The organism is Bacillus sp. RZ2MS9 (genome assembly GCF_001816185.2).
GTDB classification, from domain to species: Bacteria; Bacillota; Bacilli; order Bacillales; family Bacillaceae_G; genus Bacillus_A; species Bacillus_A cereus.
In genome coordinates, this window is the sequence record NZ_CP049978.1 from 4227506 (window position 1) to 4253531 (window position 26026).

The window sequence follows — 26026 nt, forward strand, 5'->3', positions numbered from 1 at the left end:
GTTGTCAATGCTTTGCATATTTCTGTATTCTACATCCCTTCTGTGAATCCTTCCATAATGTGCGTTTTCTTGTATAGATTTTGTCGATTTAACGTAATTACATGTCTTTTTCGTAAATCCTATCCCTAGTTTATTCTGAAAAATTAAAGTCTAAACGTAAAATATAGGTTTTTATCACAATTTTTTATTATAATATATTTTCTTCAACTACGCTACATATCCCTTTATTTTTTCATCTTACATTTCAGGATGACAAACTCACACCTTGAATATACTAAAAGACAAAGGAGTATAAGTATAACCATTACACTACAATCTATTACAAAATCCATAGGTACCATATTTCACACGAGCGAAAAAAGCACATTCACCTTTGGTAAATGTGCTAAAACATTTTTTGGTTTTGCACTGCATTCACAATAATATTTGCTGTTTCTTCAATTGCTTTATTCGATACATCGATTACTTGACAATTTATTTTACTAATTACTTCCTCAAAGTGATCAATTTCTTCTTGAATACGATTAATATTTGCATATGTTGCTCCATCACTTAATCCAAGTGATTTTAATCGTTCTTTTCGAATATGATTTAACTTATCTGGCGTAATTTTCAAGCCGAAACATTTTTCTTTTGCCACTTGATATAGTTCTTCAGGTGGGTCAACTTCTGGCACGAGTGGTACATTCGCAACTTTCAAGCGTTTATTATGAGCTAAATATTGAGAAAGTGGTGTTTTTGATGTACGCGAAACACCAATCAACACGATATCCGCTTTTAAAATACCTCGTGCATCTCTGCCGTCATCATACTTCACAGCAAACTCAATCGCTTCAATCTTTTTAAAGTATTCTTCATCTAACCTACGGACAACGCCTGGCTCATATCTCGGCACTTGCCCCGTAATTTCTTCAATTTGATCAATAAGAGGGCCGATAATATCGTATGCCTCTACCCCTTCTTTTGCAGCCTCTGTTACTAAATATTTGCGCATATCAGGCTTAACTAACGTAAAACATATAAGTGCTTGATTACTCTTAGCAATCGAAATCACTTCTTTTAATGTCCCTGTATCTTCTACATACGGTACACGTCTAATATCAGGAGCAAACGGGAATTGCCCCATTGCTGCTCGAACAACCAAATCAGCCGTTTCCCCTACAGAGTCAGATACGACATATACGATTTTATTATCCATTACATTACCTCACTTTAAACAAATTACACTTATTCGTTATTTACTAAATTTACAAACGCACGTGTAATATTTGTTTTTGTAATTCGCCCAATCACTTCTAAACCTTGTTTCGTATCTTTTACAACTGGCATTGCATCAATCTGTCTTTCTATTAATTCCATCGCAATATCATATAAAGAATCCTCTCTACGACACATCGCAATGTTTGGCATCCTTGTCATGATAATATTAACCGGAAGAGAGGTTAAATCCTGCTTTCCTAAGCTCGCTCTTAATAAATCTTTACGAGACACAACACCAACTAATAGAGTCATCTGATCTACAACGAACAATGTACCAACGTCCTCTAAAAACATCGTACAAATTGCATCGTATACGGAAACATTTTTATCAATTACAACCGGTCTAGATTGATAATCTTGTACTTTAATTTTCTTAACAGCTTCAGATAATAACTGCCCCCCAGTTTTACCCGTATAAAAATAACCTACGCGTGGACGTGCTTCTAAATAACCAGCCATCGTTAAAATTGCTAAGTCTGGTCTTAGCGTCGCACGTGTTAGACCCAATTGCGCTGCAATTGATTCCCCTGTAATAGGACCGTGATCTTTTACAATCTGAATGATATGTTCTTGCCGTTTATTCAGCTCTATGATAATCACCACCTTTAATGCACAACGAAAAAAGTTATACTATCTCTTAAATATTATATACTAAATATGCTATTCGAAAAAGAAAGTATGTAAAAAGGACCGTATACGGCCCAAAATTATATTTGAAACTTATCAAGTTGTTCTAAAAAACGTCTTGATTTCAAATAAATTCCGCAATATTCATCATAATATGTATTCAATACTAAACGCATTTGTTTTTTTGTGCTATCCTTTACCGATACATTTCCGAGCCTATGTAAATCGAAATGGAAGAAAAGACGTAATAATTTATGAACAGCTTCTCCTACCGGTATACGATACGGGTCTTGCTCCGCATGACGTGAGCACAGAAAACCGCCTTCCCTAACGGAGAAGGCGACAAAGTCTGTTTCTTGATGACAAATCGCACATGTATCAAAGTACGGGCGCATCCCTAATACCGGAAGCATTTTCGTTTGATAAATTAATGATAATACTTCTGGATCAACACCCTCACACATATAATGCAACGTTTGATATAACATTTCAAATAAATACGGATTATGTTTTTTATCTTCTGTTGCTTTATCAGTTAATTCAACAATAAATGATGCATAAGCAGTTAAAAATATGTCCTCGCGAATTTCTTTCATAGTTGAAATAATCTCGCCTTGTTGCAATGTTCCAAGCCCAGATCCCATTTGAATAAGAAACTGGCCATGTGTCATTAATTGCGACACAGATGCTAATCGGCTTTTCGGTTTTTTTGCCCCTCTTGCCATTGCACTTACCTTACCAAGTTCTCTTGAGAATATTGTAACAATCTTGTTCGTTTCTCCGTAATCTGTCGTACGGATAACGATGCCCTCAACTTTTTGAAACATGTTCGTCACCATCCAAGGTTTGAACAAAACGGGTCAAGAAATTGGAGAGTCTAGATGCGCTAGCTCCTCTTCATGTTGATCCATCTCATCGTTTACGTCTTTTTCCATTTCTTTCAAAAGCAAGTACGTTTCAATGCTTCCTGTTTTGGAGAAAAACTTCCAGGTAAAATCTAGCATAAGAATCCACCTTTCTCAATAAGCGTAGCCTATAAACCAATTTCCTTTGTTGTTATTAAATTGACCCATTTTGTCCATTTTCATGTGAGAAAAATTTTTCCTAATTTATCAAAGTTCATAAAAACCAATAATCAGTGGATGAACCAACCATCCACTGATTACAGCTTGACTCTATTTTAGTACTCATCCTCGCGGAAACCTAGGTCACGAAGCTGAGACATTTTATTACGCCAATCTTTTTGCACTTTTACCCATACTTCTAAAAATACTTTAGAACCAAGTAGCGCTTCAATATCAAAACGAGCTCGCTTACCAACTTCTTTTAACATTTTCCCTTGTTTTCCGATGATGATTCCTTTTTGTGATGCACGTTCAACAACAATCGTTGCATTTATATAAACTGCCCCGCCCTCACGCTTTTGAATCGCATCGATAACAACAGCCACAGAATGCGGCACTTCTTCACGTGTTAAATGTAGTACTTTCTCACGAATAAGCTCTGCAATAATAAATCTCTCCGGATGATCCGTTACTTGATTATCTGGATAGTATTGTGGTCCTTCTGGTAAATACTTTTTAATTGTTCCAATTAAAGCGTCCACATTATTACCGTCTAACGCAGAAATTGGTACAATTTCTGCAAACTCATGTAGTTTACGATATTGATCAATTAACTCTAGTAATTGCTCTGGATGAAGTTGGTCAATTTTATTAATAACTAAAAATACTGGTTGTTTCGTTTCTTTTAACTTCTCGATGATGAATTCTTCACCACGACCAAAGCCTTCGACAGCATTAACCATAAACAGAACGATATCAACTTCTTTTAATGTCGTTTGCGCCATCTTCACCATGAAGTCGCCTAGTTTATGTTTAGGTTTATGTATTCCTGGTGTATCAATGAAAATAACTTGTGCATCATTTTCTGTATATACACCTTGAATTTTATTACGAGTCGTTTGTGGCTTATCACTCATAATAGCAATTTTCTGGCCGATAATACGATTTAAAAATGTAGATTTCCCAACATTCGGTCTGCCAATAATAGAGACAAAACCTGATTTATAACCTTTTCTATTCATGTAAATCCTCCGCTAAAAATGCTCCTGGTAACAATTCTCCGACTGTCGTCTCCTGAACGTCACCATGTAAATTTGATAAGTATACTTTCGTATCCTGTTTACATAATTCTACCATAACTTGTCGACATGCTCCACAAGGAGGTACTGGGCGCTTTGTATCTGCTACAACCGCAATGGCTACAAATTCTTTATCTCCTTCAGAAACCGCCTTAAATAAAGCTGTTCTTTCAGCACAATTACATAAGCCATATGATGCATTCTCAACATTACATCCACGATATACTTTTCCATCGCGCGTTAATAGTGCTGCACCTACTTGAAATTTAGAATATGGTACGTACGCTTGTTTACGCGCTTCGATTGCTTCTAGAATTAATTGTTTACTATTCATATTCCCGCATCCTTCCTGTTCACAGCTATGAAGAGGTACACTCTCTCATTAAAGCCCCTTACGGCACTTCCAAAGCTTAATAAAAGCTTCGGAATGCAACTATACCATATACGGTAAAAAGATAATAGCACCAATTATAACAGCTATAATTGCAAACAATAAAACCGCTCCTGCCGCAACATCCTTTGCAATTTTTGCAAATGGATGAATATCGGCAGTCGCTAAATCTACTGTTTTTTCCACAGCCGTATTTACCATTTCTAAACTCATTACACTACCTATTACAATAAGTAATATCATCCACTCTGTTCTCGTAATATGGAAATAAAAGCCGCAGCATATAACAATGACTGCGGCTAAATAATGGATTTTCATATTTCGTTCATGACGAAAACAAAAGAATATACCAGCTATAGCATATCCAAAACTATCTATAAGTTTTCCTTTTTTCATCGTCCTAATCCAAAAGCTTCTAAAATTTCTTTTTGTCTTCCGAACATTTCTTTTTCATCTTCTTCTGTCATGTGATCATAACCAAGTAAATGTAAAAAGCCATGTAACGCCAAAAATCCAAGTTCACGATCGAAAGAATGTCCGTACTCTTCAGCTTGCTCTTTCGCCCTTGGAATAGAGATAATAAGATCACCTAACATGCGCGGCATCTCTGCACCAACAATCTCCATTTCTCCTTCTCCCATTTCTTCCATCGCAAAGGATATTACATCTGTAGGTTGATCTTTATCTCGGTAATCACGATTAATTTCTCTAATGCGCTCATTATCTACAAATGTCACCGATACCTCCGCACCATCCTCGATATTTTCCATTTGAGCTGCTTTTTCTAACACTTCACGAATTAAACTCATATACGCTTCTTTTACTTCTTCTGTTTCATCAATAAAATCAATTAACAAACTCATTCTTTCTCCTTTTCTTCCGGAAGTTCCGGATATGTAATACGCGAATGGAAAATACCATTTAACGTTTCACACAACGTTTTTCCAACGATTTGTAGTTCCTTAAACGTCAAATCACATTCACTAAATTGACCGTCTTGTAGTCGATCTTTAATAATACTTTGCACCAAATTATTAATTTGTTCTGGCGTTGGATGATTCATAGAACGTACCGCAGCTTCTACACTATCAGCAATACCAACAATTGCCGATTCTTTCGAAGTTGCTTTTGAACCTGGATAACGGAACATCTCTTCTGTATATTTTTCTTTATCTTCTTTAATAGCTTTATAATAAAAATATTTCAGTAACGTTGTACCGTGATGTTGCCCAGCGATATCAATAATTTCTTGTGGAATATGATATTCTTCGAGCATTCTTACTCCATCCGTTACGTGAGCAATTATAATATCTTTACTTGTTACAGGATCTAATTTATCATGCGGGTTTTCAATTCCCATTTGGTTTTCAATAAAAAATTGCGGTTGTACTGTTTTTCCTACATCATGATAATATGCCCCTACACGCGCTAATACACCATTTGCCCCGACTGCTTCACAAGCAGCCTCAGAAAGATTCGCTACCATTACACTATGATGATATGTCCCTGGCGCTTCTAACAAAATTCTGCGTAAAAGCGGATGATTTGGACTTGATAGTTCCATAAGCTTCATGCTTGATACGATTCCAAGTCCACTTTCTAAATATGGTAAAATCCCCATAGCCAAAACGGATGATATAATCCCTGAAAGTGAAGCCATTAATAATTGCGTACCAATTTCAAGAGGCGAAAAATTCCCATTACGTAATAATAAGAGCGCCGCCAATACGACTACATTTAATACAGAAACGAGTATACCAGCTTGTAAAATCATTGTACGACGATTTTTTTCTCGCAAGAAAATACTAACCGATAATGAACTTAACAATACGTAAATCCCTACACTATAATTTAATGTACTCGTTACTCCTTCATTAAACATAATACTTCCGCATACAGAAAAAATCATACTCGTTAAAAAGACAAATCGATCACCAATCATTAGTTTTACAAGTATTGTTCCCATCGCAACTGGGACAACATATGCAATCCCCGCGTATTCAAGTTTTTGAAACAAACTAATGATTTTCATTAAGACGATTGTGATAGACAAAATTGTAATATACGCTAAAACATACGGTCTATCTTCTCTTTTTCTCTTTAAAAATAATTCAAATTGTTTATGCATAAAGTATAGTAACACACCAATGAGTACCGCTAATCCAACATAAGGTTGAAAGCCGTTCCCTTTTTCTAACAAACCAACTAATTTCAACTGATTATACACATCACTTGAAATTGTTTCACCTTCTCTAACAAGAACTTGTCCTTGAAGAATATAAACAGGTGGAACTAAATCTTCCTCTGCTTTTCTCTTCTCTTTCGTTAAGATCGGGTCATAAAAATAGTTTGCTGAAATTGCATATCTTCCTAGCGCCTTAATTGACTCTTTTAAACCATTATCAACATTAACACTATTCATCTCACTTACATATCGTTCTTTCGCATCTTTCAATTCGTCCATTTTAATATGCTCAGTCATGATACTATTAATCGCTGTGACCGCAGCATCTTTCGCTAATACTAATTGGCTCGAATCTGCATTAATCAAACTTAGTAAGTTTGAATCAGATAATTCTTTCGTTAAGTCAGCGGGTAGTTTCTTTTTTAACTTCTCCACTTTCTCAGCATCAGTCATCTTTTTTTGATCATCCGGTCCAACAGCTTTAATCTCTTGCACCACTTCATCCACTTTAGCAAAGACGTCATTCACAATATCAACTTTGTTTTGTTTATACTCACTTTTATATGTATATTGATCTTCAACTTTTGTAGCGGCTTCTTTTTTCTTTTTATCCGTTGTAACTTTATCTTCAATTTTTATAGGAGAATGGATTGTCTTTTTCGCAATAGAATACATATTAACATCTAATTGCTCTGGTTTTACATTATTCATAAGCGCAAAAAACAGCACTGCTCCTAATACAACGTAAGAAATCCAACTTAGTTTTTTCGAATGTTGTAAATTACGAAACCACTTAGAAATTTCTTGAGATCTTGACATGATTTCAATACCTTCTCCTCTCCAGAAATAAAGTGAAACTATTTATAGCTTTCATTTCTTCTACCAAACGATACTTTGAGGCAACATTTTATACACTAGTACCTATAGTTTATTTTCCTTATCTTTCATGATAGTAAAAAATATGACGTTCGCCAACCTTATCATACAAAAAGAAATGATCCTGACAAATAGGATCATTCCATTTTATCATATGCCTCAATAATACGTTGCACCAATGGATGTCTCACAACGTCCGTTTGTTCTAATGTAATAAATGACAGACCTGATACACCAGATAAAATATTAGCAGCTATAGATAGCCCTGATTTTACCCCTTTTGGCAAGTCTACTTGTGAAGGGTCCCCTGTAATAACCATTTTAGAACTAAAACCTAATCTTGTTAAAAACATTTTTATTTGAGCACCCGTTGTATTTTGAGCCTCATCTAAAATAACAAATGAATCATCAAGCGTACGCCCCCTCATATAAGCAAGTGGCGCGATTTCAATTACTCCTCGCTCCATCATACGCTGCGTATATTCTTGTCCAAGAATATCATGTAAGGCATCATATAATGGGCGTAAGTATGGATCTACCTTCTCTTTCAAATCCCCTGGTAAAAAACCTAAATTTTCTCCAGCTTCTACAGCAGGTCTTGTTAAAATAATTTTCTTTACATACCCTTGTTTTAAAGCCCTCACAGCCATTACTACAGCTAAGTATGTTTTTCCAGTTCCTGCAGGCCCTATCCCAAAGACAATATCATTCTTCTTCATCGCATGAATATATCGTCTTTGCCCCATTGTTTTTACACGAATGGATTTACCTTTTGCAGTCTTGAAAATTTCTTCTTCATATAACTCTTCAAATTGAGCAATTTTCCCTTGTTGTGCAAGCTGAATTGCATACGCAACATCTCTCTCTGAAATTGATATACTTTTACGAATTACAACAAGTAATTGCTGTAAGATTTTTTCTACGAGTGTCACCGTTTCAACTGCCCCAGATACATGAACAGTTTCTCCTCTAGTTACGATCGATACATTCAGTTCTCGTTCAATTACTTTTAAATGTGCATCATTGACTCCAAAAAGAGCGATTGCTTCGTTAGTATTTTCCAATTGTTGGTTCATTTCTACTAATTGTTCTGCCATTACTCAGTCTCCTTGAATATCGGATTCGGATATTGGTTGTGGCTCTGCAATATTTTCAACCACAGTATAATGCAATGTGACCTTTAGTTGACCCGCCTCAACCTCTTTACTCAAAATCTTATCACTTACAATCATAGCATGTTCATCCAATTTTTTCTTTAGTTCTTTTTCGGCCATCTCTTTCGCTACTTTCAGCGCTTGCTTTTCTGTATATTCTCGATTCGCTTCTTCCTCTTCTCTCACAACATCTTTTTCATATGCAATCGGCAGTGTAAAACCAAATAATTTCACATCATGCTTTACACTTTCAGTACGAGAGCGTTTATACTTATCATGCTGAAATCCCCATATTTTTATTTTCGTATCCCCAAATTTAAGAAAATGTTCATTGTATACATTACCAGTATACACTTGGAATTGCGTCTTTAACGGGACATCCACCTTAGATGTATACCACGTTTCTCCATACACAATACCTTTCGCTGAAACAATCGTCGGACTTTCCTCATTACCATATATTCCTGATACGAGAATCTGCCCTTTTTCTACATGATCATTTTTCAGTACAACCGGCTTTCCAACTTCTACGAACGTCTTTGTAATAATCGCTTCTTTTTTTGCTACTAAATTTTGCGGCCTTTGTTCCTTTTCTTTCTTCGGTTCGTTTTTTTCAACAATTTTAAAATGATACGTCGTTCCTCTTACTTCTAGTCCCGCCCAAGTAATGGCATTAATATTATCTGTCAAATGGCGTTGTACATCTTCTACATTCGGCATTTGAAATTGTAGTTTCCCTTTTTTAATACCCATTTTATCCAATTCTTTCATCAATATATATTCCGTTTCAGGTTTTGCTCCTGTAATTTCAATTTTCCAAACCATATTTGACATTGCAATCACACCAAAAAAGAAAATTAAAAAACCAATTAAAAATCCACTATTTTTAATTAAACGCTTATTCCAAAAAGGAAAACCATAACGTCCAATAAAATATAATTTACATTCATTTTTTCTATAAATTGGTTTTATTTTTTTCACATCGCGTAACAACATACAAAAAACTAACGTTTCATCAGCTATCTTTTTAACATCCCAAACTAATAAATTCCTCCGTACACATTCATTAACAAACCGTTCCGCTCCTCTACCTTCAATTCGCACTTTTACATATCCAAGCCACTTTATAAACCATTTATTTTTCATTTACCACCTTCACTACCTTTCTAAAAGTAGATATACTACTTTTTATTTGAAACATTAAAATAGCTCGTACTAAAATGAAACCGAGTAAAACTGTAATCAGTCTCTATCAACGGAACTTTTACAGGATAAAGAAGAAAAACTTCACAAATGGAAGTTTCACTTCAATCACCTTTTTTTTCATTTTCTAAAAATGTTACTTGCTCAATTATCCCTTCGAGCAAAAGCTCTTCTGGAAGAATCGTTTTAATAACAAAGGATTGTCCTTTAATTAATAATTGACCGTGTTTTAAAAGCAATCGTACTTCTTTATCTGAAAACACTAATAACCCCCGATGATTTTCTATATAAATATGTATTTGCCCAACAAGAGTAATCCGAGGTAGATCCATTAATACATCCACTGGTAGGTCTACTTGTTTTGTCAACCAATTTTTCATTTGTTCTAATTTCTTCATCTCGAAAGACCCCCTCTCATCCCATATATATGTATTTCTTCACAAGTGCCTATCGTGTTATAACGACTTCACTAACATAACTATATTCTGTAAGAGTTCATATCATGTTAATTAAAACAGTCGCTATATGAAATCATATTTGTCAGGACAATGATGGATCAAAGGATGTTACCTTTAATAATAGAAGTATTAATACAAGAATATGCGCCCCTACAGGATATCAGTACAAGTTACATTAAGAAATTGAGCCTAGCGAGAAGTTAGAAACTTGAAAAAAACTGTTACAATTCGTTCTGGATGTGACATACTGACCATAGAATAAGTAGTTGTCATTTATTGGACAAATGAGATAAAGTGAAACTTTAATCCCCCCTCACCAATCGGGCTGCCCGTTAATGAGGGATAAAATCAAAAAAAGAAAATTTCTCCACTCTGAATGTTACGTTGTAAGTAAGAATATTTTATAGATGGTTGTTATATGAATTTCAAAAAATATTAGGGTTCATTAAAAAATGAATTAATAAACGAGGAAATACGAAAGTAAATTGGCTTTAGTCAAGAAATTTCGAATGTTATAAAACAAATTATCGACAGTAATATCCGGCCATTTTATGCAACTGATGCAAAATCTAAAATAGTTAGAATCTCTTTCGTTACCTTTGAGGATTATGCTGAAGAGCAAGCTATAAAACTTCAATCTGATTTTCAGAAGGTTCGGTACTTAGCTTTTATTTGCGAAAGAAGTTTTAGTCAAGGAAGTAAGAATAGGTGTAGAATCGGAATTATACAAGGAAGTAAGAATAGGTGTAGAATCGGAATTATACAAGGAAATAATAAATTGAAACTTTAACTAGAGGGGTTTCTATCACTTATAGAAACCCTTTTTAAACAATATAGCGTTTCTCCTTAATAAGAACAATAAAAAAACGTCTCATACGAAATGAGACGTTTTTTTACGCTAATAGCTGGATAACCAGCTTATTCACAAGTGATCCGTCTGTTTTACCTTTTACTTTCGGCATAACAGCAGTCATCACCTTACCCATATCTGCTTTAGAAGTCGCACCAACTTCAGAAATAACTTGCTTGATTACATCAACTAGTTCTTCTTCAGTTAATTGCTCTGGCAAATATGCGCTTAAAATCTGAATTTCACTTTGCAGTTTATTAACAAGGTCTTCACGACCAGCTTTTTTAAATTCAAGGAGGGAGTCCTTATACTGTTTTACTTCACGAGCTAAAACTGTTATTTCCTCTTCTTCAGTAAGAGTATGTTGCAGTTTAATACCTTCATTTTGTAAAGCAGCCTTAACCATACGAATAACGGTTAATTTTTCTTTTTGTTTATTCTTCATCGCTTGTTTCATATCATCGTTTAAACGACCGAGAAGACTCATAACTTACACCCTCTCTTAGAATTTACGCTTTCTTGCCGCTTCAGATTTCTTCTTACGTTTTACACTTGGTTTTTCATAAAACTCGCGCTTTCTTGCTTCAGCAAGTGTACCAGTTTTAGAAACCGATCTTTTAAAACGGCGAAGTGCATCCTCCAAAGACTCGTTTTTACGAACGACTGTTTTTGACATTCTCTTTCCCTCCCTCCGAAACATCACACTTACATACTAACTTCAGCATGCAAAAAGAAACACTTCTTCAGCATGTCTTTTACGATTATAATACATTTTATCACTTCAGGTCAACTATTTGGCAGAATAAAAGAAGAATAGAAGCATTTCCTTTTCAAAAGTTATGCAAATAGCTAGTATCCTTTACTGATGAAGACAACTATATTTTTATCATTTCATCTTTTTTCATACAGGGATGCATGAAACGCCTCCCCACCTTATAGTACTTAACCGCTTCAAACAAAGAAAGCATGCAAACCGTTTCCGGTTGCACGCTCTTTTTATGCGCTAGCTGATTCTTTTTTTACATCATCTTCAAGAACACGAACAAATTGCGCTTCGTTATATGGATAACCAGCTTTCGTAATTTTCACTTTCACTAGCTTACCAATTAATTCTTCTGATCCTTCAAATACAATTTTCAAGTAGTTATCTGTATAACCTACATATAAGCCTTCACGGTCGCCCTCTTTAAATTGCTCTTCCGGAATGATTTCAAGCACTTCACCTTCAAACGCTGATGCGTACTCTTTCGCTAATTGATTAGATAGCTCAATTAAACGATGAACACGATCGTTCTTCACATCTTCAGGAACTTGATCTTCCATGCGTGCTGCAGGTGTTCCTGTACGTTTTGAGTAAGGGAACACATGTAACTCAGAGAAGCGGTTCTCTTTAATGAAATTGTATGTTTCCATGAATTCTTCTTCTGTTTCACCTGGGAAACCAACGATTACGTCAGATGTAATCGCAAGGCCTGGTAACGCTTCTTTCAAACGATCTAAACGCTCTTGGAAGAACTCCATCGTATATTTACGACGCATACGTTTTAATACAGTATTAGAACCAGATTGCAACGGAATATGCAAGTGGCGTACAACTACTTCAGATTTATCTAACACTTCAATTACTTCATCTGAAATTTGACTCGCTTCAATAGAAGAAATACGAAGACGTTTTAATCCGTCTACTTCCGCTTCCATATCACGAAGTAATCCAGCTAAGTTATAATCTTTTATGTCTTCGCCGTATCCACCTGTATGAATACCCGTTAATACGATTTCTTTATAGCCTGCATCCACTAATTGTTGTGCTTGTTTAATAACTTCTTTTCCATCACGAGAACGCATTAAACCACGCGCCCAAGGAATGATACAGAATGTACAGAAGTTATTGCAACCCTCTTGTATTTTTAAAGACGCACGTGTACGATCCGTGAAATAAGGTACATCAAGTTCTTCGTACACACGTGTTTTCATAATATTACGGACAGCATTAATTGGTTGACGCTCTTTACGGAATTCTTCGATGTAACCTAACATCTTTTCACGATCCTGTGTACCAACTACAATATCTACACCCGGAATCGCCATAATTTCAGCTGGAGATGTTTGTGCATAACATCCCGTTACGCAAATAACTGCATCTGGATTTTGACGCACAGCACGTCTGATTACTTGACGGCTTTTTTTGTCCCCAGTATTCGTTACTGTACATGTGTTAATAACATATACATCAGCTTTCTTTTCATATTCTGTTCTTTCATAACCACCTTGTTTAAACAATTGCCAAATGGCTTCTGTTTCATAGTGGTTTACTTTACAACCTAACGTATGGAACGCAACAGTTGACATTGATCATCACCCCATCAATTCAAAATGATACGAAGCAGCACTTAACGCGTATAACGGCGCCGTTTCTGTTCTTAAAATTCTTGGTCCTAAACTACATGGTACAAATTTATGTTCACGAAGCGCTGTAATCTCTTCCTCAGCTAAACCGCCTTCTGGGCCAAATACAATCAATAGCTTTTGACCTGGTTTCATTGTCGTTAAAGCTTTCGCAAAATTAGATTTCTCACCTTGTTTTGCTTCCTCTTCGTAAGCAACAAGACAAACATCATACTCACCACTCATTGAAAGCAATTGCTTAAATGATGCCGGAGCATGTACTTCTGGAATTTCACTTCTATGTGATTGTTCCGCAGCTTCTTTCACAATTTTTCTTAAACGCTCAACTTTTTTATCAGCTTTTTTCGCATCCCATTTTACGATAGAGCGAGATGCTTGAAATGGTAAGAATGCAGCTGCCCCAAGCTCAGTTCCTTTTTGAAAAATTAACTCTAGCTTGTCTCCTTTTGGCAGTCCACTTGCAATCGTCACGAAAACAGGAAGTTCACTTGACGCCTCTACCCATTCTACAATAGCCGTATTAATAAATTCACTGGTAATTTCATCAATTGAACATACTGCTGTTTTTCCGTTTACACAGCAATAAATATGATCACCAGCTGACATACGCATCACTCTTGCGATATGATGTACGTCATCACCTACAATGCGAATACTTGTCTCATTTACATATTTCTCTTCTACAAAATAACGTTGCATATAATCACCTTAGTAGAGTTTCGTTCCTTTCGTAAGTCAACACTTACGAAAAGAACGAAACGTTATCATTTTTCATATAACAAACGGCAAGTCTCTCACCTTATAGTGAGAGACTCCCCTTTTCATTATAGACTAAAATCTATATTACGCATTTCGTGCAATAATTGCTACCCAATCTTCCATTCGTAACACTTCTTCAATTGTAAATCCAGCTTGTTCTAACGCCTCAGAAATTACTTTTTCCTTCGCAGCAATAATGCCCGATGTAATAAATAATCCACCTGACTTCACAACTCTTGCTGCATCTTCAGGGAATAATAGAATAATTTCTGCTAATAAGTTAGCTACGATTAAATCAACAGGACCTTCAATGCCTTCTAAAAGACTATTTTGTCCAACAGACACGATATCATCTGTTTTATTTAAACGTACATTCATTTCTGCACTTTCAACCGCAACCGGATCTAAATCATATGCTTGAACAGAAGACGCACCTAATTTTGCAGCCGCAATACTAAGTACACCAGAACCTGTTCCTACATCAATAATAGTGTCACCTGGCTGTACTGTTTTTTCTAAAGCACGGATACACATCGTTGTTGTTGGATGAGTTCCTGTACCAAACGCCATACCCGGGTCTAATTCAATGATTTTTTCATTAGGAGAAGATGGTGTATATTCTTCCCAAGTCGGTACGATTGTGAATGTATCAGAAATTTGTACTGGATGGTAATATTTTTTCCAAGCAGTAGCCCAATCTTCTTCATTGACTTCGTTAACGGTAATATTTCCAGTACCAATTTCGATGTCGTAAGATGGAAGCACATCAATAGATGATTTTACACCTGCAATCGTTTCATGTAAAGAATCCGTTTGCGGGAAATACGCTTTTATTAATACACCTTCCGCCGGATATTCATCTGGGTTCAATGCATAAATTTCACCATATTGTTGCTCGCGCTCTTTCGTTAACTCCGCTGGATCCTCAATCGCAACTCCACTAGCACCAGCTTCATGTAAAATATGAGAGACAGCTTCTACTGCTTCTTCTGTTGTATGAATACTAATTTCTGACCATTTCACAATTTACCAACTCCATTTTTTATTTCCATTATTCCCCTTTGAAAGCACGTTTAAGCTTTCCGAATAAACTATCATCCTGCTCTTCTTGTCCTGCAAATTCACGTAATAAATCTTTTTGCTGCGAAGTCAATTTCGTCGGTACAACAACACGAACGACTACATATTGATCTCCTTGGCCGTATCCACGTACGTTCGGAGCACCTTTTCCTTTTAAGCGGAATTCTGTTCCAGTTTGTGTTCCTGCTGGAATTTTCAGCTTCACTTTACCATGAACAGTAGGAACTTCCACTTCATCACCAAGCGCCATTTGCGCAAATGTTAATGGCATTTCGCAAATAATGTGATCTCCTTCACGCTCGAAGAATTCATGATTTCTTACATGAACGACAACATATAAGTCTCCTGCTGGTCCGCCATTTACGCCGGCTTCACCTTTTCCAGACACACGAATTTGTTGACCATTATCGATACCCGCTGGAATTTTAACATTGATTTTTTTACGTTTACGAACTTTACCTGAACCGTGACATGTCGTACATTTTTCTTTAATAATTTGTCCAGTTCCTGAACAATGACCACAAGCTTGACGATTTACGATACGACCAAACGGTGTGTTTTGTTCTACACTCACTTGACCAGAGCCTGAACAATGTTTACATGTTTCTTTTGAAGTTCCTGGTTTTGCTCCACTACCTTTACAAGTATCACATGGATCTTCTACTGGAATTTCCACATTTAATTCCTTACCAAAAATAGCTTCTTCAAAATCTAAAGTGACTTGATATTGTAAGTCAGCACCTTGGCGCGGAGCATTTGGATCACGACGTCTGCCGCCACCACCGCCAAAGAAAGAACTAAATATATCTTCAAAACCGAAGCCACCGCCGAAGTCTCCTCCGCCGCCAAATCCACCGAATCCTTGATTTGCACCAGCATGACCAAATTGATCGTACTGTGCACGCTTTTGATCATCACTTAACACTTCGTATGCTTCTTGTACTTCTTTAAACTTTTCAATTGCATTTTCTTCTTTACTTACGTCTGGATGGTATTTTTTAGCCAAACGACGATACGCTTTTTTAATTTCATCTGTTGAAGCGCCCTTGCTAAGTCCAAGGACCTCATAATAGTCTCGTTTACTCATAAATTTACAACCCCCGAATCTTTCACATAAACGTAATTTTAACACCGAAAGAAAGTGCTTTGCAACAAAGTTTCCTCACTTACAGTATGCAAAGCGAAAAACTTAAGATCCTCACACATCGCTTCTCATTCGTGAAAAAAGCCAAAGTCAAGGCACGCTTGACTTTGACTTTTTGTCATCTTACTTATTATGTTTACAATTGAATTACTTGTCTTCTTTTACTTCTTCAAACTCAGCGTCAACTACATTGTCTTTCTTTGCGCCAGCATCTTGTGCACCTTGCGCACCTTCTGCTTGACCAGCAGCTGCTTGAGCCTGCTCGTATAATTTAACAGTTAATTGTTGTACGATTTCTTGTAAAGCATCTTTTTTCGCACGAATTTCTTCAAGCTCGTTTTTCTCAATTGCAGCTTGTAATGCTTCTTTCGCTTCTGTTGCTTTTGCAACTTCAGCTGCATCTACTTTACCTTCTAAATCTTTTACAACTTTGTCTGTTTGGAATACAAGTTGGTCAGCTTCGTTACGAAGTTCAACTTCTTCCTTACGTTTTTGGTCAGCGTCAGCATTTGCTTCCGCTTCTTGTACCATACGTTCTACTTCTTCATCAGAAAGACCTGAAGAAGATTGGATTGTAATAGCTTGCTCTTTGCTTGTTCCTAAGTCTTTCGCACGTACGTTAACGATACCGTTCGCATCAATATCGAATGTTACTTCGATTTGTGGAATACCACGTGGTGCTGGTGGAAGGTCAGTTAATTGGAAACGACCTAACGTTTTGTTGTCAGCCGACATTGGACGCTCACCTTGTAATACGTGAATGTCTACTGCTGGTTGATTATCAGCAGCTGTCGAGAATACTTGTGACTTACTTGTTGGAATTGTAGTGTTACGCTCGATTAATTTCGTGAACACGCCACCCATAGTTTCAATACCTAAAGAAAGTGGAGTTACGTCTAATAATAGAACGCCTTCTACATCACCAGTAAGTACGCCACCTTGAACTGCAGCACCTAATGCTACAACTTCATCAGGGTTTACACCTTTATATGGCTCTTTACCAGTTTCACGTTTAATAGCTTCTTGTACAGCTGGGATACGAGTAGATCCACCAACAAGAATAACTTTATCTAATTCGCTTGGAGCAAAACCAGCGTCTTTTAATGCACGACGAGTTGGCTCTAATGTTCTTTCAACAAGACCTGCTGAAAGCTCTTCGAATTTCGCTCTTGTTAACGTTAATTCTAAGTGTAATGGACCAGCAGCTCCAGCACTAATGAATGGTAATGAAATTTGAGTTTGTGTTACACCAGAAAGATCTTTTTTCGCTTTTTCAGCTGCATCTTTCAAGCGTTGAAGCGCCATTTTATCTTGGCTTAAATCAATGTTATTTTCTTTTTTGAACTCAGCTACTAAGTGATCGATGATAACTTGGTCAAAGTCATCGCCACCAAGACGGTTGTCACCAGCAGTTGAAATAACTTCGAATGTGCCGTCTGCTAACTCAAGGATAGATACGTCAAATGTACCGCCACCTAAGTCATATACTAAGATTTTTTGTTCTTCGTCTTGTTTTTCTAAACCGTAAGCAAGTGCTGCTGCTGTTGGCTCGTTAATAATACGCTCAACTTCTAAACCAGCGATACGACCAGCATCTTTCGTTGCTTGACGCTCTGCATCGTTGAAGTATGCAGGTACTGTAATAACAGCTTTCGTTACTGTTTCACCTAAGTATGCTTCAGCAGAAGCTTTTAAGTTTTGTAAAATGATTGCAGAAATTTCTTGAGGTGTATAATCTTTACCTTCAACTTCTACTTTGTAGTCTGTACCCATATGACGTTTAACAGACATGATTGTATTTGGGTTTGTAATTGCTTGGCGCTTTGCAACTTCCCCAACTTGACGTTCTTCATTTTTGAAAGCTACAACAGAAGGTGTTGTACGGTTTCCTTCTGGATTTGGGATAACCTTTGGTTCTCCACCTTCCATAACAGCTACACAAGAGTTTGTTGTACCTAAGTCAATACCGATAATTTTACTCATGGCGAATCCTCCTAGTTTTATGTAAATTATTGATTTACTTTTACCATTGATGGGCGAATCACACGGTCTTTTAGTTTATAACCTTTTTGGAATTCTTCCACAACCGCGTTTGATTCAAATTCACTATCTTCCACTTGCATAATAGCTTGGTGTTCATTAGGATCAAACTGTTTACCAACAGCTTCAATCACTTCCACACCTTCTTTAGTCAGCGCTTCTAACAATTGACGATGCACCATTTCCATACCTTGTAACAAGGATTTCGTTTGCTCATCAGTCGCTTCCACTTGCATTGCTCTTTCAAAATTATCAAGAGCTGGCAAGATGTCTGAAACTAGACTTTGTGCTCTATATTTTTCAGCAGCCTGTTTATCCATTTGGACACGGCGCTTATAATTTTCAAAATCAGCTTGTAGACGTAATGTGCGACCTTCCGTTTCCGTTAGTTTCGCTTGTAGCTCATCTACTTTTTCTTGTAAAAGAGCAGCCTCACTTTTTTCTTCTACAGTTTCTTCACTGTTTTCTGGCGTGACAGCTTCTTCAACTTGCGCTTCTTTTACTTCTTCTACCACTTGTTCGTTACGCTCTTCCACAATATTCACCTCCTTAAAAGGTATTAGGTATCATGCATAGCATGATTACCTAAGCATTATATATTACACACAGCAATGAAAATTTCATCACTTGAGCGAATGTATTACTCTCATTTACTTTTTAAGTCCATCAGTAAATTGTCTCGTAAATAACTGTAACAAACTAATTACACGAGAATATTGCATTCTCGTAGGACCTAAAATAGCAATTGTTCCAAGTTGCTCTTCGCCGATTGAATATGTTGCAGAAATTAAACTACAATCCTCCATAGCCGTCGAAGAGTTTTCCCTACCAATTTTCACTTGAATCCCGACTTGTTTATGACGCAAAATGTCATAAAATTCGGCTTCATTATCAATCATGGTAAGTAAAGATCTAACCTTTTGAATGTCATGGAACTCTGGCTGCGAAAGCATATTTGCTTTTCCTCCAAAGTATATCTTTTCCGATAACGGAACTTGAAATGTACCATCCAACATTTTTATTGCACTATCGTAATTATGAACATACCCACGTAAAACTGTAACAATCTCCTTAAAGATTTTATTATGAAGTTCTTCCATCGGTACGCCAGATAGCTTTTCATTTAAAATATTAACCATTTTTTCTAAATCTGATAAATCAACAGATTCCGGAACGGTAATCGTTTTACTTTGTACATGCCCTGTATCGGTTACAATAATAGCGACAGCAGTTTGACGATCAAGCGGCACAATTTGTACATTTTTAAGTTTATTTGTACTTAACTTCGGTCCAAGAACAATGGCCGTATAATTCGTAAGTTCTGATAAAATTTGAGCAGATTGTTGTGCAATTTTTTCCGCTTCAAAAATTCTTTCAGCAAATAAATCTTTAATTTGTACAATTTCAGCGTTCGGTAAGTTTTGCGGTGCTAAAAGATGGTCTACATAAAATCGGTAGCCTTTCTCAGAAGGAACACGTCCAGAAGAACTGTGCGTTTTTTCAATAAAACCTAATTCTTCTAAGTCCGCCATTTCATTTCGAATAGTAGCTGAACTAAATGTAATTTCATCTTTTTTAGCCAACGTTCTAGACCCAACGGGCTGCGCTGATCCAATAAAGTCATCAATAATTGTTTGTAAAATTAAGAGCTGACGTTCCGTAAGCATCTCATCATCACCTCTGTTAGCACTCTTTGTCTTTGAGTGCTAAATCTATTAATAACTTACCAAAATTGACATTCAATTGTCAACGGAAACGTCACGAAATAATGAAACTTTTTCACGCCTATGGAACATTTAATTAGTCAATCAAAAATGATTGGAATACTTCATTCCCTAATAATTTTCCTTTTCGCGTTAAACGCACATGTCCATCTTCCTCTTCAAGCAATCCCTGCTCTTGGTTGCTTTGTAACTGCTTCGCGAAAACTTGATCCATCTCTACATTAAATTTATTGCGGAACGCCGTTTTAGAAACACCTTTTGTTTTTCGAAGCCCTAAGAACAGCTCTTCTTCCATTCTTTCTTTCTCCGTCACTTTGTGAACATCTAAATACGGAAATCCTGTTTCATCAATTTTATTAAAATATTGCTTCAGCGGACCTACATTTTGAATACGTTCCCCGTTCACATAACTATGAGCTCCAGCTCCAAATCCATAATACTCTTCATTATTCCAGTATGTGAGATTATGTCTACTTTTATTGTCACCTTTTGAGAAATTACTAATTTCATACTGGTTATAACCGTGTTTCTCCATTTCATCCATTACTATTTCATACATTTTCGCTTCATGGTCTTCACCCGGAAGACGCAATTTCCCTTTGTTCATTAAGTTATAAAACACTGTTTTAGGTTCCACAATTAATGAATATGCAGAGAAATGTTGTACACCAAGCGTAAAAGCAATATCTAATGTTTCTTTTACATCTTCTATCGTCTGTCCTGGCAAAGCATAAATAATATCTACATTAATATTTTTAAATCCTACTTCCTGTGCTTCTCGAATCGCGAGGAATGCATCTTCCCTCGTATGCTTGCGCCCGATTTTCTCAAGCAGTTCATCACGGAACGTTTGCACACCAAAACTAATTCGATTCACTCCACCTTCTAGCAGTACATTCAACTTCTCTTTCGGCAGATCTCCTGGATTCGCTTCAAATGTTAATTCACAATTTGGGGCGAACGGACGCAAATGACGATTAATAATCTCGAGTAATTTTTTTGTCTGTTCCATATTTAACGCTGTCGGAGTTCCCCCGCCCACAAAAATCGTTTTTATACTATCAAACGGAACTTTTTGAACCGTATTTATTATTTCCTTCTCTAAATAATCTAAATATTGATCAACCGGTTGGCGTTCAATAAACACTTTATTAAAATCACAATAGTGACAAATGTGCTGACAAAACGGAATATGAATATATGCAGCTTGTACCAAATATAACTCCTACCTTTCTAAAAAGAAAACCTCCGCACTCCGGAGGGTTCTCTACTTCTCTAACGTATTACGAATTTGTTCCATTCGCATTTTTCCCCAATCATACATCATTTCAACGATCGGTAAAAGTGACATGCCTAGTTCCGTCATATAATACTCAACGCGAGGAGGAATTTCGGGATATACTGTCCGATCAACAATTCCATCTTCCATTAACTCTTTTAATTGGTTCGACAAAACTTTATGAGAAATGCTTGGGAATAACCGTTGTAATTCACTGAAACGATGTGGTCCTTCCACACCAAGATGCCACAGTATCACAACTTTCCACTTTCCACTAATAATAGAAAGCGTCAATTCCTTTTCACAATTAAAATTACCATTTTGTATTTTATCTTGAATATCTTTTCGAATATTTTCGGACATTAACAATCTCCTAACTCTATATGAACTAAAAAGCTCTCTCATTATTGTAAATGAGAGCTGCTCAGATGTCTAAAAAGTAATTATACAGAAAAAAGAAGCCGCACAAACGACTTCTTTTTTATTTCAAATATTAGTTGTCATCCATTTTCAGTACAGCCATAAATGCCTCTTGCGGTACTTCTACAGAACCAACAGACTTCATACGTTTTTTACCTTCTTTTTGCTTATCAAGAAGTTTACGCTTACGAGAAATGTCACCGCCGTAACATTTTGCAAGTACGTTTTTACGCATCGCTTTAATTGTAGAACGTGCTACAACTTTATTTCCGATAGTCGCCTGAATTGGCACTTCAAATTGTTGTCTCGGAATTAATTCTTTTAATTTCTCTACGATTACTTTACCACGGTCATACGCTGAATCACGGTGTACGATAAATGATAAAGCATCCACTTGTTCATTATTTAAAAGAATATCCATTTTCACAAGTTTAGATGGTTTATAGCCAATTAACTCGTAGTCAAATGATGCATACCCTTTCGTATTTGATTTCAATTGATCGAAGAAGTCATATACGATTTCTGATAACGGGATTTCATATGTTAATGTAACACGCGTTTCATCTAAATATTGCATATCAATAAACGTTCCACGTTTACCTTGGCAAATCTCCATTACAGCTCCAACATAGTCATTCGGAACCATAATTGAAGCCTTCACAAACGGCTCTTCTACACGATCGATAGACTGTGGATCTGGCATATTAGATGGGTTATCAACAATAACATCTTCACCGTTAGTTAAATAAACTTTATAAATAACGCTTGGCGCTGTTGTAATTAAGTCAATCTTAAATTCACGTTCAATACGTTCTTGAATGATTTCCATGTGAAGAAGCCCTAAGAAACCACAACGGAAACCAAATCCTAGCGCTTGAGATGTTTCTGGTTCAAACTCAAGAGCAGAATCGTTTAACTCTAATTTTTCTAATGCATCACGTAAATCGTTATAACGAGCAGAGTCAATTGGATACAGACCACAGAATACCATCGGATTTAACTTACGGTAACCTGCTAACGGCTCTGCAGCTGGACGTTTCGCATGTGTAATCGTATCACCAACACGTGTGTCACCAACATTTTTAATCGATGCTGCTAAGAAACCTACATCACCTACTGTTAACTCGTCACGTTGCGTAGTTTTCGGTGTAAATACACCTACTTCTGTTACTTCAAATTCTTTACCCGTTGCCATCATACGTACTTTATCGCCAACTTTTACTGTTCCATTTACAACACGGATATAAGCAATTACACCGCGGTACGGATCATATAAAGAGTCGAAAATCATACATTGTAATGGCTCTTCTGAATCACCCGAAGGAGCTGGTACTTTTTCAACAATTTGTTCTAAAATTTCTTCAATACCAATTCCAGCTTTCGCAGAAGCAAGTACCGCTTCTGATGCATCTAAACCAATTACATCTTCTACCTCTTGACGTACACGTTCTGGATCCGCACTTGGTAAGTCGATTTTATTAATAACTGGTAAAATTTCTAAATTGTTATCAAGCGCTAAGTATACGTTTGCTAACGTTTGCGCTTCAATACCTTGCGCTGCATCTACTACAAGAATCGCGCCTTCACAAGCCGCTAAACTACGAGATACTTCGTACGTAAAGTCGACATGTCCTGGTGTATCAATTAAATGAAGAATATACTCTTCACCATCTTTTGCTTTATAGTTTAATTGTACTGCGTTTAATTTGATTGTAATACCACGCTCACGCTCTAAATCCATAGAGTCAAGCAACTGAGCTTTCATTTCGCGTTGTGTTAACGCGTTTGTTTTCTCTAAAATACGGTCTGCTAACGTTGATTTTCCGTGGTCAATATGAGCAATAATAGAGAAATTACGAATTTTGGACTGTCTTTTTGCTCTTTCTTCTTTATTCATCTATGTTCTCAACTCCTAATAGTCTCGCCAATATACACTAGCACTGATTATATCAATAGAGCAACAAAGATTCAATGAAAACTCGTGCTGCTTACGATACAAATCATTCTATCTATATCTTATGCGAATAAACCATAAGAGACAAACCCTTTTCAAATTTTAAAACGGCTGTCTTACAAATCAGTAAAACAACCGCCTCCCATGTTACTCTTAGCTAAAAATTCCTTTTATTTTCCCAACAACTATATCCGTCCCGAACTTCGTCATTTCATAAGCTACACTTGCTACCGCCATCCCAATTCCTTCTACAACATTAAAACTTCTTAAACGTTCTAATTGCTGTTGTTTTTCTGAGGCCGAAAACGAGCTACCCAAAATTTCTGATTCAGCACCTGTACTTTCTGTCCCTGTCATATGAGCTATTTGTTCATATGACAATTGCTGATAGCCTTTCATACTTTTCAAACCATGATTAGCAAGTGCCACTCCTGCTATCATCATAAGTAAACATAAAGCTACACTACATATACACAAAAGCGCAAAGCGACTCAAACCATAATTATCTGTTCCCCTCAATGTGTATATGCTCCCGTATTATCTTGATCAATTTGATGATGTAGCGCTGCATTTAAACCACTCGCTATTACATTCGCCATATCCTCAATAAAAGTATCTACTTCTTTTGGGGTTACCATTAAATTATGACCAAGAGGAGATAGCACTTCATAAATCAGCCTTCTTTTTTCTTCTTCTTCCAATGTACCAACAGCACCTAAAAACATATTTCTGCTCTTTTCATCCGGCATATCTTCTTCTGTTAATTTTTTCTTTTCTCCAAATGAAAATCCCGCTGGTAACAAAGATCGTGAAGGTTTATTCCCTTCTTTCATCTCTCGACCAAAATGTTTCAAAATAAAATCAATCGTATCACTTGTAATCGAAACAGCATCGACCACAGTCGGAACACCAATTGCGATAACAGGGATACCTAATGTGTCTTTACTTAGTTCTTTACGTTTATTCCCAACCCCCGAACCAGGATGGATTCCAGTATCAGAAATTTGTATCGTGCTATTTACTCGTTCAATAGAACGGGCAGCTAATGCATCAATTGCAATTACAAAGTCCGGGTTCGTCTTCTCAATAATTCCATAAATAACATCGCTCGTTTCGATTCCTGTAATCCCCATTACCCCCGGCCGAATTGCACTAACAGGCCTAAATCCTTCTTCTACACTTTCAGGCTGCAATTGAAACAAATGTCTCGTTACTAATACATTTTCTACAACTATCGGTCCAAGAGCATCTGGTGTTACATTCCAATTCCCAAGACCTACAATTAAACAGCTTGCTTCTTTTGTAACTCCAACCTCTTCTAAGAAACAAGAAAATTCTTTTGCAAAAATACGCTCCACTTTTTGTTGAAGTTCTGTATCTTGCTGACGTATCCCTTGTACTTCAAGTGTTAAATAATTTCCAGGTTTTTTCCCCATCGCTTCAGAGGCAGCTTCATCAATCGTTACTTTTGTAATTATAGTACCTTCTTCTTCTCTCTCTTTTACAATAACTCCCTGTATCCCTTTTTGTTCTTCTTGGCTTTCTTGCAACATTTGATGAGCTTCTACAGCAAGGTCAGTTCTAATGCTATATTTACTTAAATCTAATGGTTCTTTCATCGTATCTCCTCCGTAATTCATAGTAAATATCGTTAGATTTCCCAAAGTTATATAAGGTCATTCTTTCCTTTACGTGAAATTTCATGGATATACTATTGCAATTCTCTTCACCGTTTGATAGAATATCACTTGTTCTATGTAAGAATCGAGTCATTCGATTGCACCAGGGAGGTGAAAAGTATGGCAAACATCAAATCTGCTATCAAACGCGCTAAACTTAGCGAAGAGCGTCGTGCACATAACGCTTCTATCAAGTCTGACATGCGTTCTGCTGTTAAAACTGTAGAAGCTTTAGTTACTAATAACGATCTTGAAAATGCTAAAGAAGCTTTCAAAACTGCTTCTAAAAAACTTGACAAAGCAGCTCGTAAAGGTCTTATCCACCAAAACGCTGCAGCTCGTCAAAAATCTCGCTTAGCGAAACAAGTAAACGCGTAAGGCGTTTAAAAAACGA

At 36.5% G+C, this 26026-nt stretch carries 27 protein-coding genes; 1 reads left to right on the plus strand and 26 read right to left on the minus strand.

Features of this window, described 5'->3' with window-relative positions:
- Nucleotides 1–385: 385 nt before the first annotated feature.
- The 26 genes from BHV55_RS21535 to gpr form a co-directional block, all read right to left on the minus strand.
- Complete coding sequence (locus BHV55_RS21535; protein ID WP_000368936.1) at nucleotides 386–1198, minus strand: pyruvate, water dikinase regulatory protein; 813 nt, start codon at nucleotides 1196–1198, stop codon at nucleotides 386–388.
- Nucleotides 1199–1227: 29 nt separating this feature from the next.
- A complete protein-coding gene (ccpN, locus tag BHV55_RS21540; RefSeq protein WP_000583756.1) occupies nucleotides 1228–1860 on the minus strand; it encodes a transcriptional regulator CcpN in 633 nt (210 codons plus the stop codon).
- Between the two features lie 107 nt (nucleotides 1861–1967).
- The gene (recO, locus tag BHV55_RS21545) at nucleotides 1968–2714 is read right to left on the minus strand and encodes a DNA repair protein RecO (RefSeq protein WP_000487013.1); all 747 of its coding nucleotides are present in this window, start codon (nucleotides 2712–2714) and stop codon (nucleotides 1968–1970) included.
- Nucleotides 2715–2747: 33 nt separating this feature from the next.
- Complete coding sequence (locus tag BHV55_RS21550; protein ID WP_000883924.1) at nucleotides 2748–2891, minus strand: YqzL family protein; 144 nt, start codon at nucleotides 2889–2891, stop codon at nucleotides 2748–2750.
- A 176-nt stretch (nucleotides 2892–3067) separates the two neighbouring features.
- Nucleotides 3068–3973 carry a GTPase Era gene (gene era / locus BHV55_RS21555; protein ID WP_001080229.1) on the minus strand — a complete coding sequence of 302 codons (906 nt, stop codon included), beginning with the start codon at nucleotides 3971–3973 and terminating at the stop codon, nucleotides 3068–3070.
- A complete protein-coding gene (locus BHV55_RS21560; protein WP_001086281.1) occupies nucleotides 3966–4364 on the minus strand; it encodes a cytidine deaminase in 399 nt (132 codons plus the stop codon). The genes era and BHV55_RS21560 overlap by 8 nt, the downstream gene beginning before the upstream one ends.
- 99 nt (nucleotides 4365–4463) lie before the next feature.
- Nucleotides 4464–4817, minus strand: coding sequence for a diacylglycerol kinase family protein (locus BHV55_RS21565; protein WP_000715469.1), 354 nt, complete (start codon nucleotides 4815–4817; stop codon nucleotides 4464–4466).
- Entirely contained in the window at nucleotides 4814–5284 is a 471-nt protein-coding gene (ybeY, locus tag BHV55_RS21570; protein WP_000054679.1) for an rRNA maturation RNase YbeY, read from the minus strand. The genes BHV55_RS21565 and ybeY overlap by 4 nt, the downstream gene beginning before the upstream one ends.
- Nucleotides 5281–7425 carry an HD family phosphohydrolase gene (locus BHV55_RS21575; protein WP_000091514.1) on the minus strand — a complete coding sequence of 715 codons (2145 nt, stop codon included), beginning with the start codon at nucleotides 7423–7425 and terminating at the stop codon, nucleotides 5281–5283. Before BHV55_RS21575 ends, ybeY begins: the two co-directional genes overlap by 4 nt.
- 194 nt (nucleotides 7426–7619) lie before the next feature.
- The gene (locus BHV55_RS21580) at nucleotides 7620–8579 is read right to left on the minus strand and encodes a PhoH family protein (protein WP_000840520.1); all 960 of its coding nucleotides are present in this window, start codon (nucleotides 8577–8579) and stop codon (nucleotides 7620–7622) included.
- 3 nt (nucleotides 8580–8582) lie between these two features.
- The gene (gene yqfD / locus BHV55_RS21585; RefSeq protein WP_000792499.1) at nucleotides 8583–9782 is read right to left on the minus strand and encodes a sporulation protein YqfD; all 1200 of its coding nucleotides are present in this window, start codon (nucleotides 9780–9782) and stop codon (nucleotides 8583–8585) included.
- A gap of 161 nt (nucleotides 9783–9943) precedes the next feature.
- Nucleotides 9944–10237, minus strand: coding sequence for a sporulation protein YqfC (gene yqfC, locus BHV55_RS21590; RefSeq protein WP_000732269.1), 294 nt, complete (start codon nucleotides 10235–10237; stop codon nucleotides 9944–9946).
- Nucleotides 10238–11190: 953 nt separating this feature from the next.
- Nucleotides 11191–11634, minus strand: coding sequence for a GatB/YqeY domain-containing protein (locus tag BHV55_RS21595; RefSeq protein WP_000054562.1), 444 nt, complete (start codon nucleotides 11632–11634; stop codon nucleotides 11191–11193).
- A 15-nt stretch (nucleotides 11635–11649) separates the two neighbouring features.
- On the minus strand, nucleotides 11650–11823 hold the full coding sequence (gene rpsU, locus BHV55_RS21600; RefSeq protein ID WP_000048061.1) for a 30S ribosomal protein S21: 174 nt from the start codon (nucleotides 11821–11823) through the stop codon (nucleotides 11650–11652).
- Nucleotides 11824–12143: 320 nt separating this feature from the next.
- Nucleotides 12144–13496 (minus strand): tRNA (N(6)-L-threonylcarbamoyladenosine(37)-C(2))-methylthiotransferase MtaB, encoded by a 1353-nt coding sequence (gene mtaB / locus BHV55_RS21605; RefSeq protein ID WP_000108676.1) that lies wholly within the window; start codon nucleotides 13494–13496, stop codon nucleotides 12144–12146.
- Nucleotides 13497–13502: 6 nt separating this feature from the next.
- Nucleotides 13503–14252, minus strand: coding sequence for a 16S rRNA (uracil(1498)-N(3))-methyltransferase (locus tag BHV55_RS21610; RefSeq protein ID WP_001190159.1), 750 nt, complete (start codon nucleotides 14250–14252; stop codon nucleotides 13503–13505).
- Between the two features lie 144 nt (nucleotides 14253–14396).
- Nucleotides 14397–15335, minus strand: a complete 939-nt coding sequence (gene prmA, locus BHV55_RS21615) for a 50S ribosomal protein L11 methyltransferase (RefSeq protein ID WP_000872112.1) — start codon at nucleotides 15333–15335, stop codon at nucleotides 14397–14399.
- 28 nt (nucleotides 15336–15363) lie between these two features.
- Nucleotides 15364–16479, minus strand: a complete 1116-nt coding sequence (gene dnaJ / locus BHV55_RS21620) for a chaperone protein DnaJ (protein WP_000043947.1) — start codon at nucleotides 16477–16479, stop codon at nucleotides 15364–15366.
- Between the two features lie 204 nt (nucleotides 16480–16683).
- Nucleotides 16684–18519 (minus strand): chaperone protein DnaK, encoded by a 1836-nt coding sequence (dnaK, locus tag BHV55_RS21625; RefSeq protein WP_000034700.1) that lies wholly within the window; start codon nucleotides 18517–18519, stop codon nucleotides 16684–16686.
- A 26-nt stretch (nucleotides 18520–18545) separates the two neighbouring features.
- Entirely contained in the window at nucleotides 18546–19112 is a 567-nt protein-coding gene (gene grpE, locus BHV55_RS21630; protein ID WP_000392711.1) for a nucleotide exchange factor GrpE, read from the minus strand.
- 114 nt (nucleotides 19113–19226) lie between these two features.
- Nucleotides 19227–20243 carry a heat-inducible transcriptional repressor HrcA gene (hrcA, locus tag BHV55_RS21635; protein WP_000954941.1) on the minus strand — a complete coding sequence of 339 codons (1017 nt, stop codon included), beginning with the start codon at nucleotides 20241–20243 and terminating at the stop codon, nucleotides 19227–19229.
- Between the two features lie 133 nt (nucleotides 20244–20376).
- On the minus strand, nucleotides 20377–21516 hold the full coding sequence (gene hemW, locus BHV55_RS21640; RefSeq protein ID WP_000249427.1) for a radical SAM family heme chaperone HemW: 1140 nt from the start codon (nucleotides 21514–21516) through the stop codon (nucleotides 20377–20379).
- 51 nt (nucleotides 21517–21567) lie between these two features.
- A complete protein-coding gene (locus tag BHV55_RS21645) occupies nucleotides 21568–21942 on the minus strand; it encodes a winged helix-turn-helix transcriptional regulator (protein ID WP_001293539.1) in 375 nt (124 codons plus the stop codon).
- Nucleotides 21943–22072: 130 nt separating this feature from the next.
- Entirely contained in the window at nucleotides 22073–23896 is a 1824-nt protein-coding gene (gene lepA, locus BHV55_RS21650) for an elongation factor 4 (protein ID WP_001030951.1), read from the minus strand.
- 210 nt (nucleotides 23897–24106) lie between these two features.
- The gene (locus tag BHV55_RS21655) at nucleotides 24107–24472 is read right to left on the minus strand and encodes a YqxA family protein (RefSeq protein ID WP_070756954.1); all 366 of its coding nucleotides are present in this window, start codon (nucleotides 24470–24472) and stop codon (nucleotides 24107–24109) included.
- Complete coding sequence (gene gpr, locus BHV55_RS21660) at nucleotides 24469–25572, minus strand: GPR endopeptidase (protein WP_000662616.1); 1104 nt, start codon at nucleotides 25570–25572, stop codon at nucleotides 24469–24471. Before gpr ends, BHV55_RS21655 begins: the two co-directional genes overlap by 4 nt.
- Before the next feature lie 180 nt (nucleotides 25573–25752).
- On the opposite strand from gpr, the gene rpsT reads away from it, so the two are divergent.
- Nucleotides 25753–26010 (plus strand): 30S ribosomal protein S20, encoded by a 258-nt coding sequence (gene rpsT / locus BHV55_RS21665; protein WP_001274011.1) that lies wholly within the window; start codon nucleotides 25753–25755, stop codon nucleotides 26008–26010.
- Nucleotides 26011–26026 lie beyond the last annotated feature (16 nt).

What these genes read in the sequence shown, in the direction of transcription:
- BHV55_RS21535 (WP_000368936.1), bottom strand. Translation starts at nt 1,198, where the DNA reads ATGGATAATAAAATCGTATATGTCGTATCTGACTCTGTAGGGGAAACG.
- recO (WP_000487013.1), bottom strand. Translation starts at nt 2,714, where the DNA reads ATGTTTCAAAAAGTTGAGGGCATCGTTATCCGTACGACAGATTACGGA.
- BHV55_RS21550 (WP_000883924.1), bottom strand. Translation starts at nt 2,891, where the DNA reads ATGCTAGATTTTACCTGGAAGTTTTTCTCCAAAACAGGAAGCATTGAA.
- era (WP_001080229.1), bottom strand. Translation starts at nt 3,973, where the DNA reads ATGAATAGAAAAGGTTATAAATCAGGTTTTGTCTCTATTATTGGCAGA.
- BHV55_RS21560 (WP_001086281.1), bottom strand. Translation starts at nt 4,364, where the DNA reads ATGAATAGTAAACAATTAATTCTAGAAGCAATCGAAGCGCGTAAACAA.
- BHV55_RS21565 (WP_000715469.1), bottom strand. Translation starts at nt 4,817, where the DNA reads ATGAAAAAAGGAAAACTTATAGATAGTTTTGGATATGCTATAGCTGGT.
- ybeY (WP_000054679.1), bottom strand. Translation starts at nt 5,284, where the DNA reads ATGAGTTTGTTAATTGATTTTATTGATGAAACAGAAGAAGTAAAAGAA.
- BHV55_RS21575 (WP_000091514.1), bottom strand. Translation starts at nt 7,425, where the DNA reads ATGTCAAGATCTCAAGAAATTTCTAAGTGGTTTCGTAATTTACAACAT.
- BHV55_RS21580 (WP_000840520.1), bottom strand. Translation starts at nt 8,579, where the DNA reads ATGGCAGAACAATTAGTAGAAATGAACCAACAATTGGAAAATACTAAC.
- yqfD (WP_000792499.1), bottom strand. Translation starts at nt 9,782, where the DNA reads ATGAAAAATAAATGGTTTATAAAGTGGCTTGGATATGTAAAAGTGCGA.
- yqfC (WP_000732269.1), bottom strand. Translation starts at nt 10,237, where the DNA reads ATGAAGAAATTAGAACAAATGAAAAATTGGTTGACAAAACAAGTAGAC.
- BHV55_RS21595 (WP_000054562.1), bottom strand. Translation starts at nt 11,634, where the DNA reads ATGAGTCTTCTCGGTCGTTTAAACGATGATATGAAACAAGCGATGAAG.
- rpsU (WP_000048061.1), bottom strand. Translation starts at nt 11,823, where the DNA reads ATGTCAAAAACAGTCGTTCGTAAAAACGAGTCTTTGGAGGATGCACTT.
- mtaB (WP_000108676.1), bottom strand. Translation starts at nt 13,496, where the DNA reads ATGTCAACTGTTGCGTTCCATACGTTAGGTTGTAAAGTAAACCACTAT.
- BHV55_RS21610 (WP_001190159.1), bottom strand. Translation starts at nt 14,252, where the DNA reads ATGCAACGTTATTTTGTAGAAGAGAAATATGTAAATGAGACAAGTATT.
- dnaJ (WP_000043947.1), bottom strand. Translation starts at nt 16,479, where the DNA reads ATGAGTAAACGAGACTATTATGAGGTCCTTGGACTTAGCAAGGGCGCT.
- dnaK (WP_000034700.1), bottom strand. Translation starts at nt 18,519, where the DNA reads ATGAGTAAAATTATCGGTATTGACTTAGGTACAACAAACTCTTGTGTA.
- hrcA (WP_000954941.1), bottom strand. Translation starts at nt 20,243, where the DNA reads ATGCTTACGGAACGTCAGCTCTTAATTTTACAAACAATTATTGATGAC.
- BHV55_RS21645 (WP_001293539.1), bottom strand. Translation starts at nt 21,942, where the DNA reads ATGTCCGAAAATATTCGAAAAGATATTCAAGATAAAATACAAAATGGT.
- lepA (WP_001030951.1), bottom strand. Translation starts at nt 23,896, where the DNA reads ATGAATAAAGAAGAAAGAGCAAAAAGACAGTCCAAAATTCGTAATTTC.
- gpr (WP_000662616.1), bottom strand. Translation starts at nt 25,572, where the DNA reads ATGAAAGAACCATTAGATTTAAGTAAATATAGCATTAGAACTGACCTT.
- rpsT (WP_001274011.1), top strand. Translation starts at nt 25,753, where the DNA reads ATGGCAAACATCAAATCTGCTATCAAACGCGCTAAACTTAGCGAAGAG.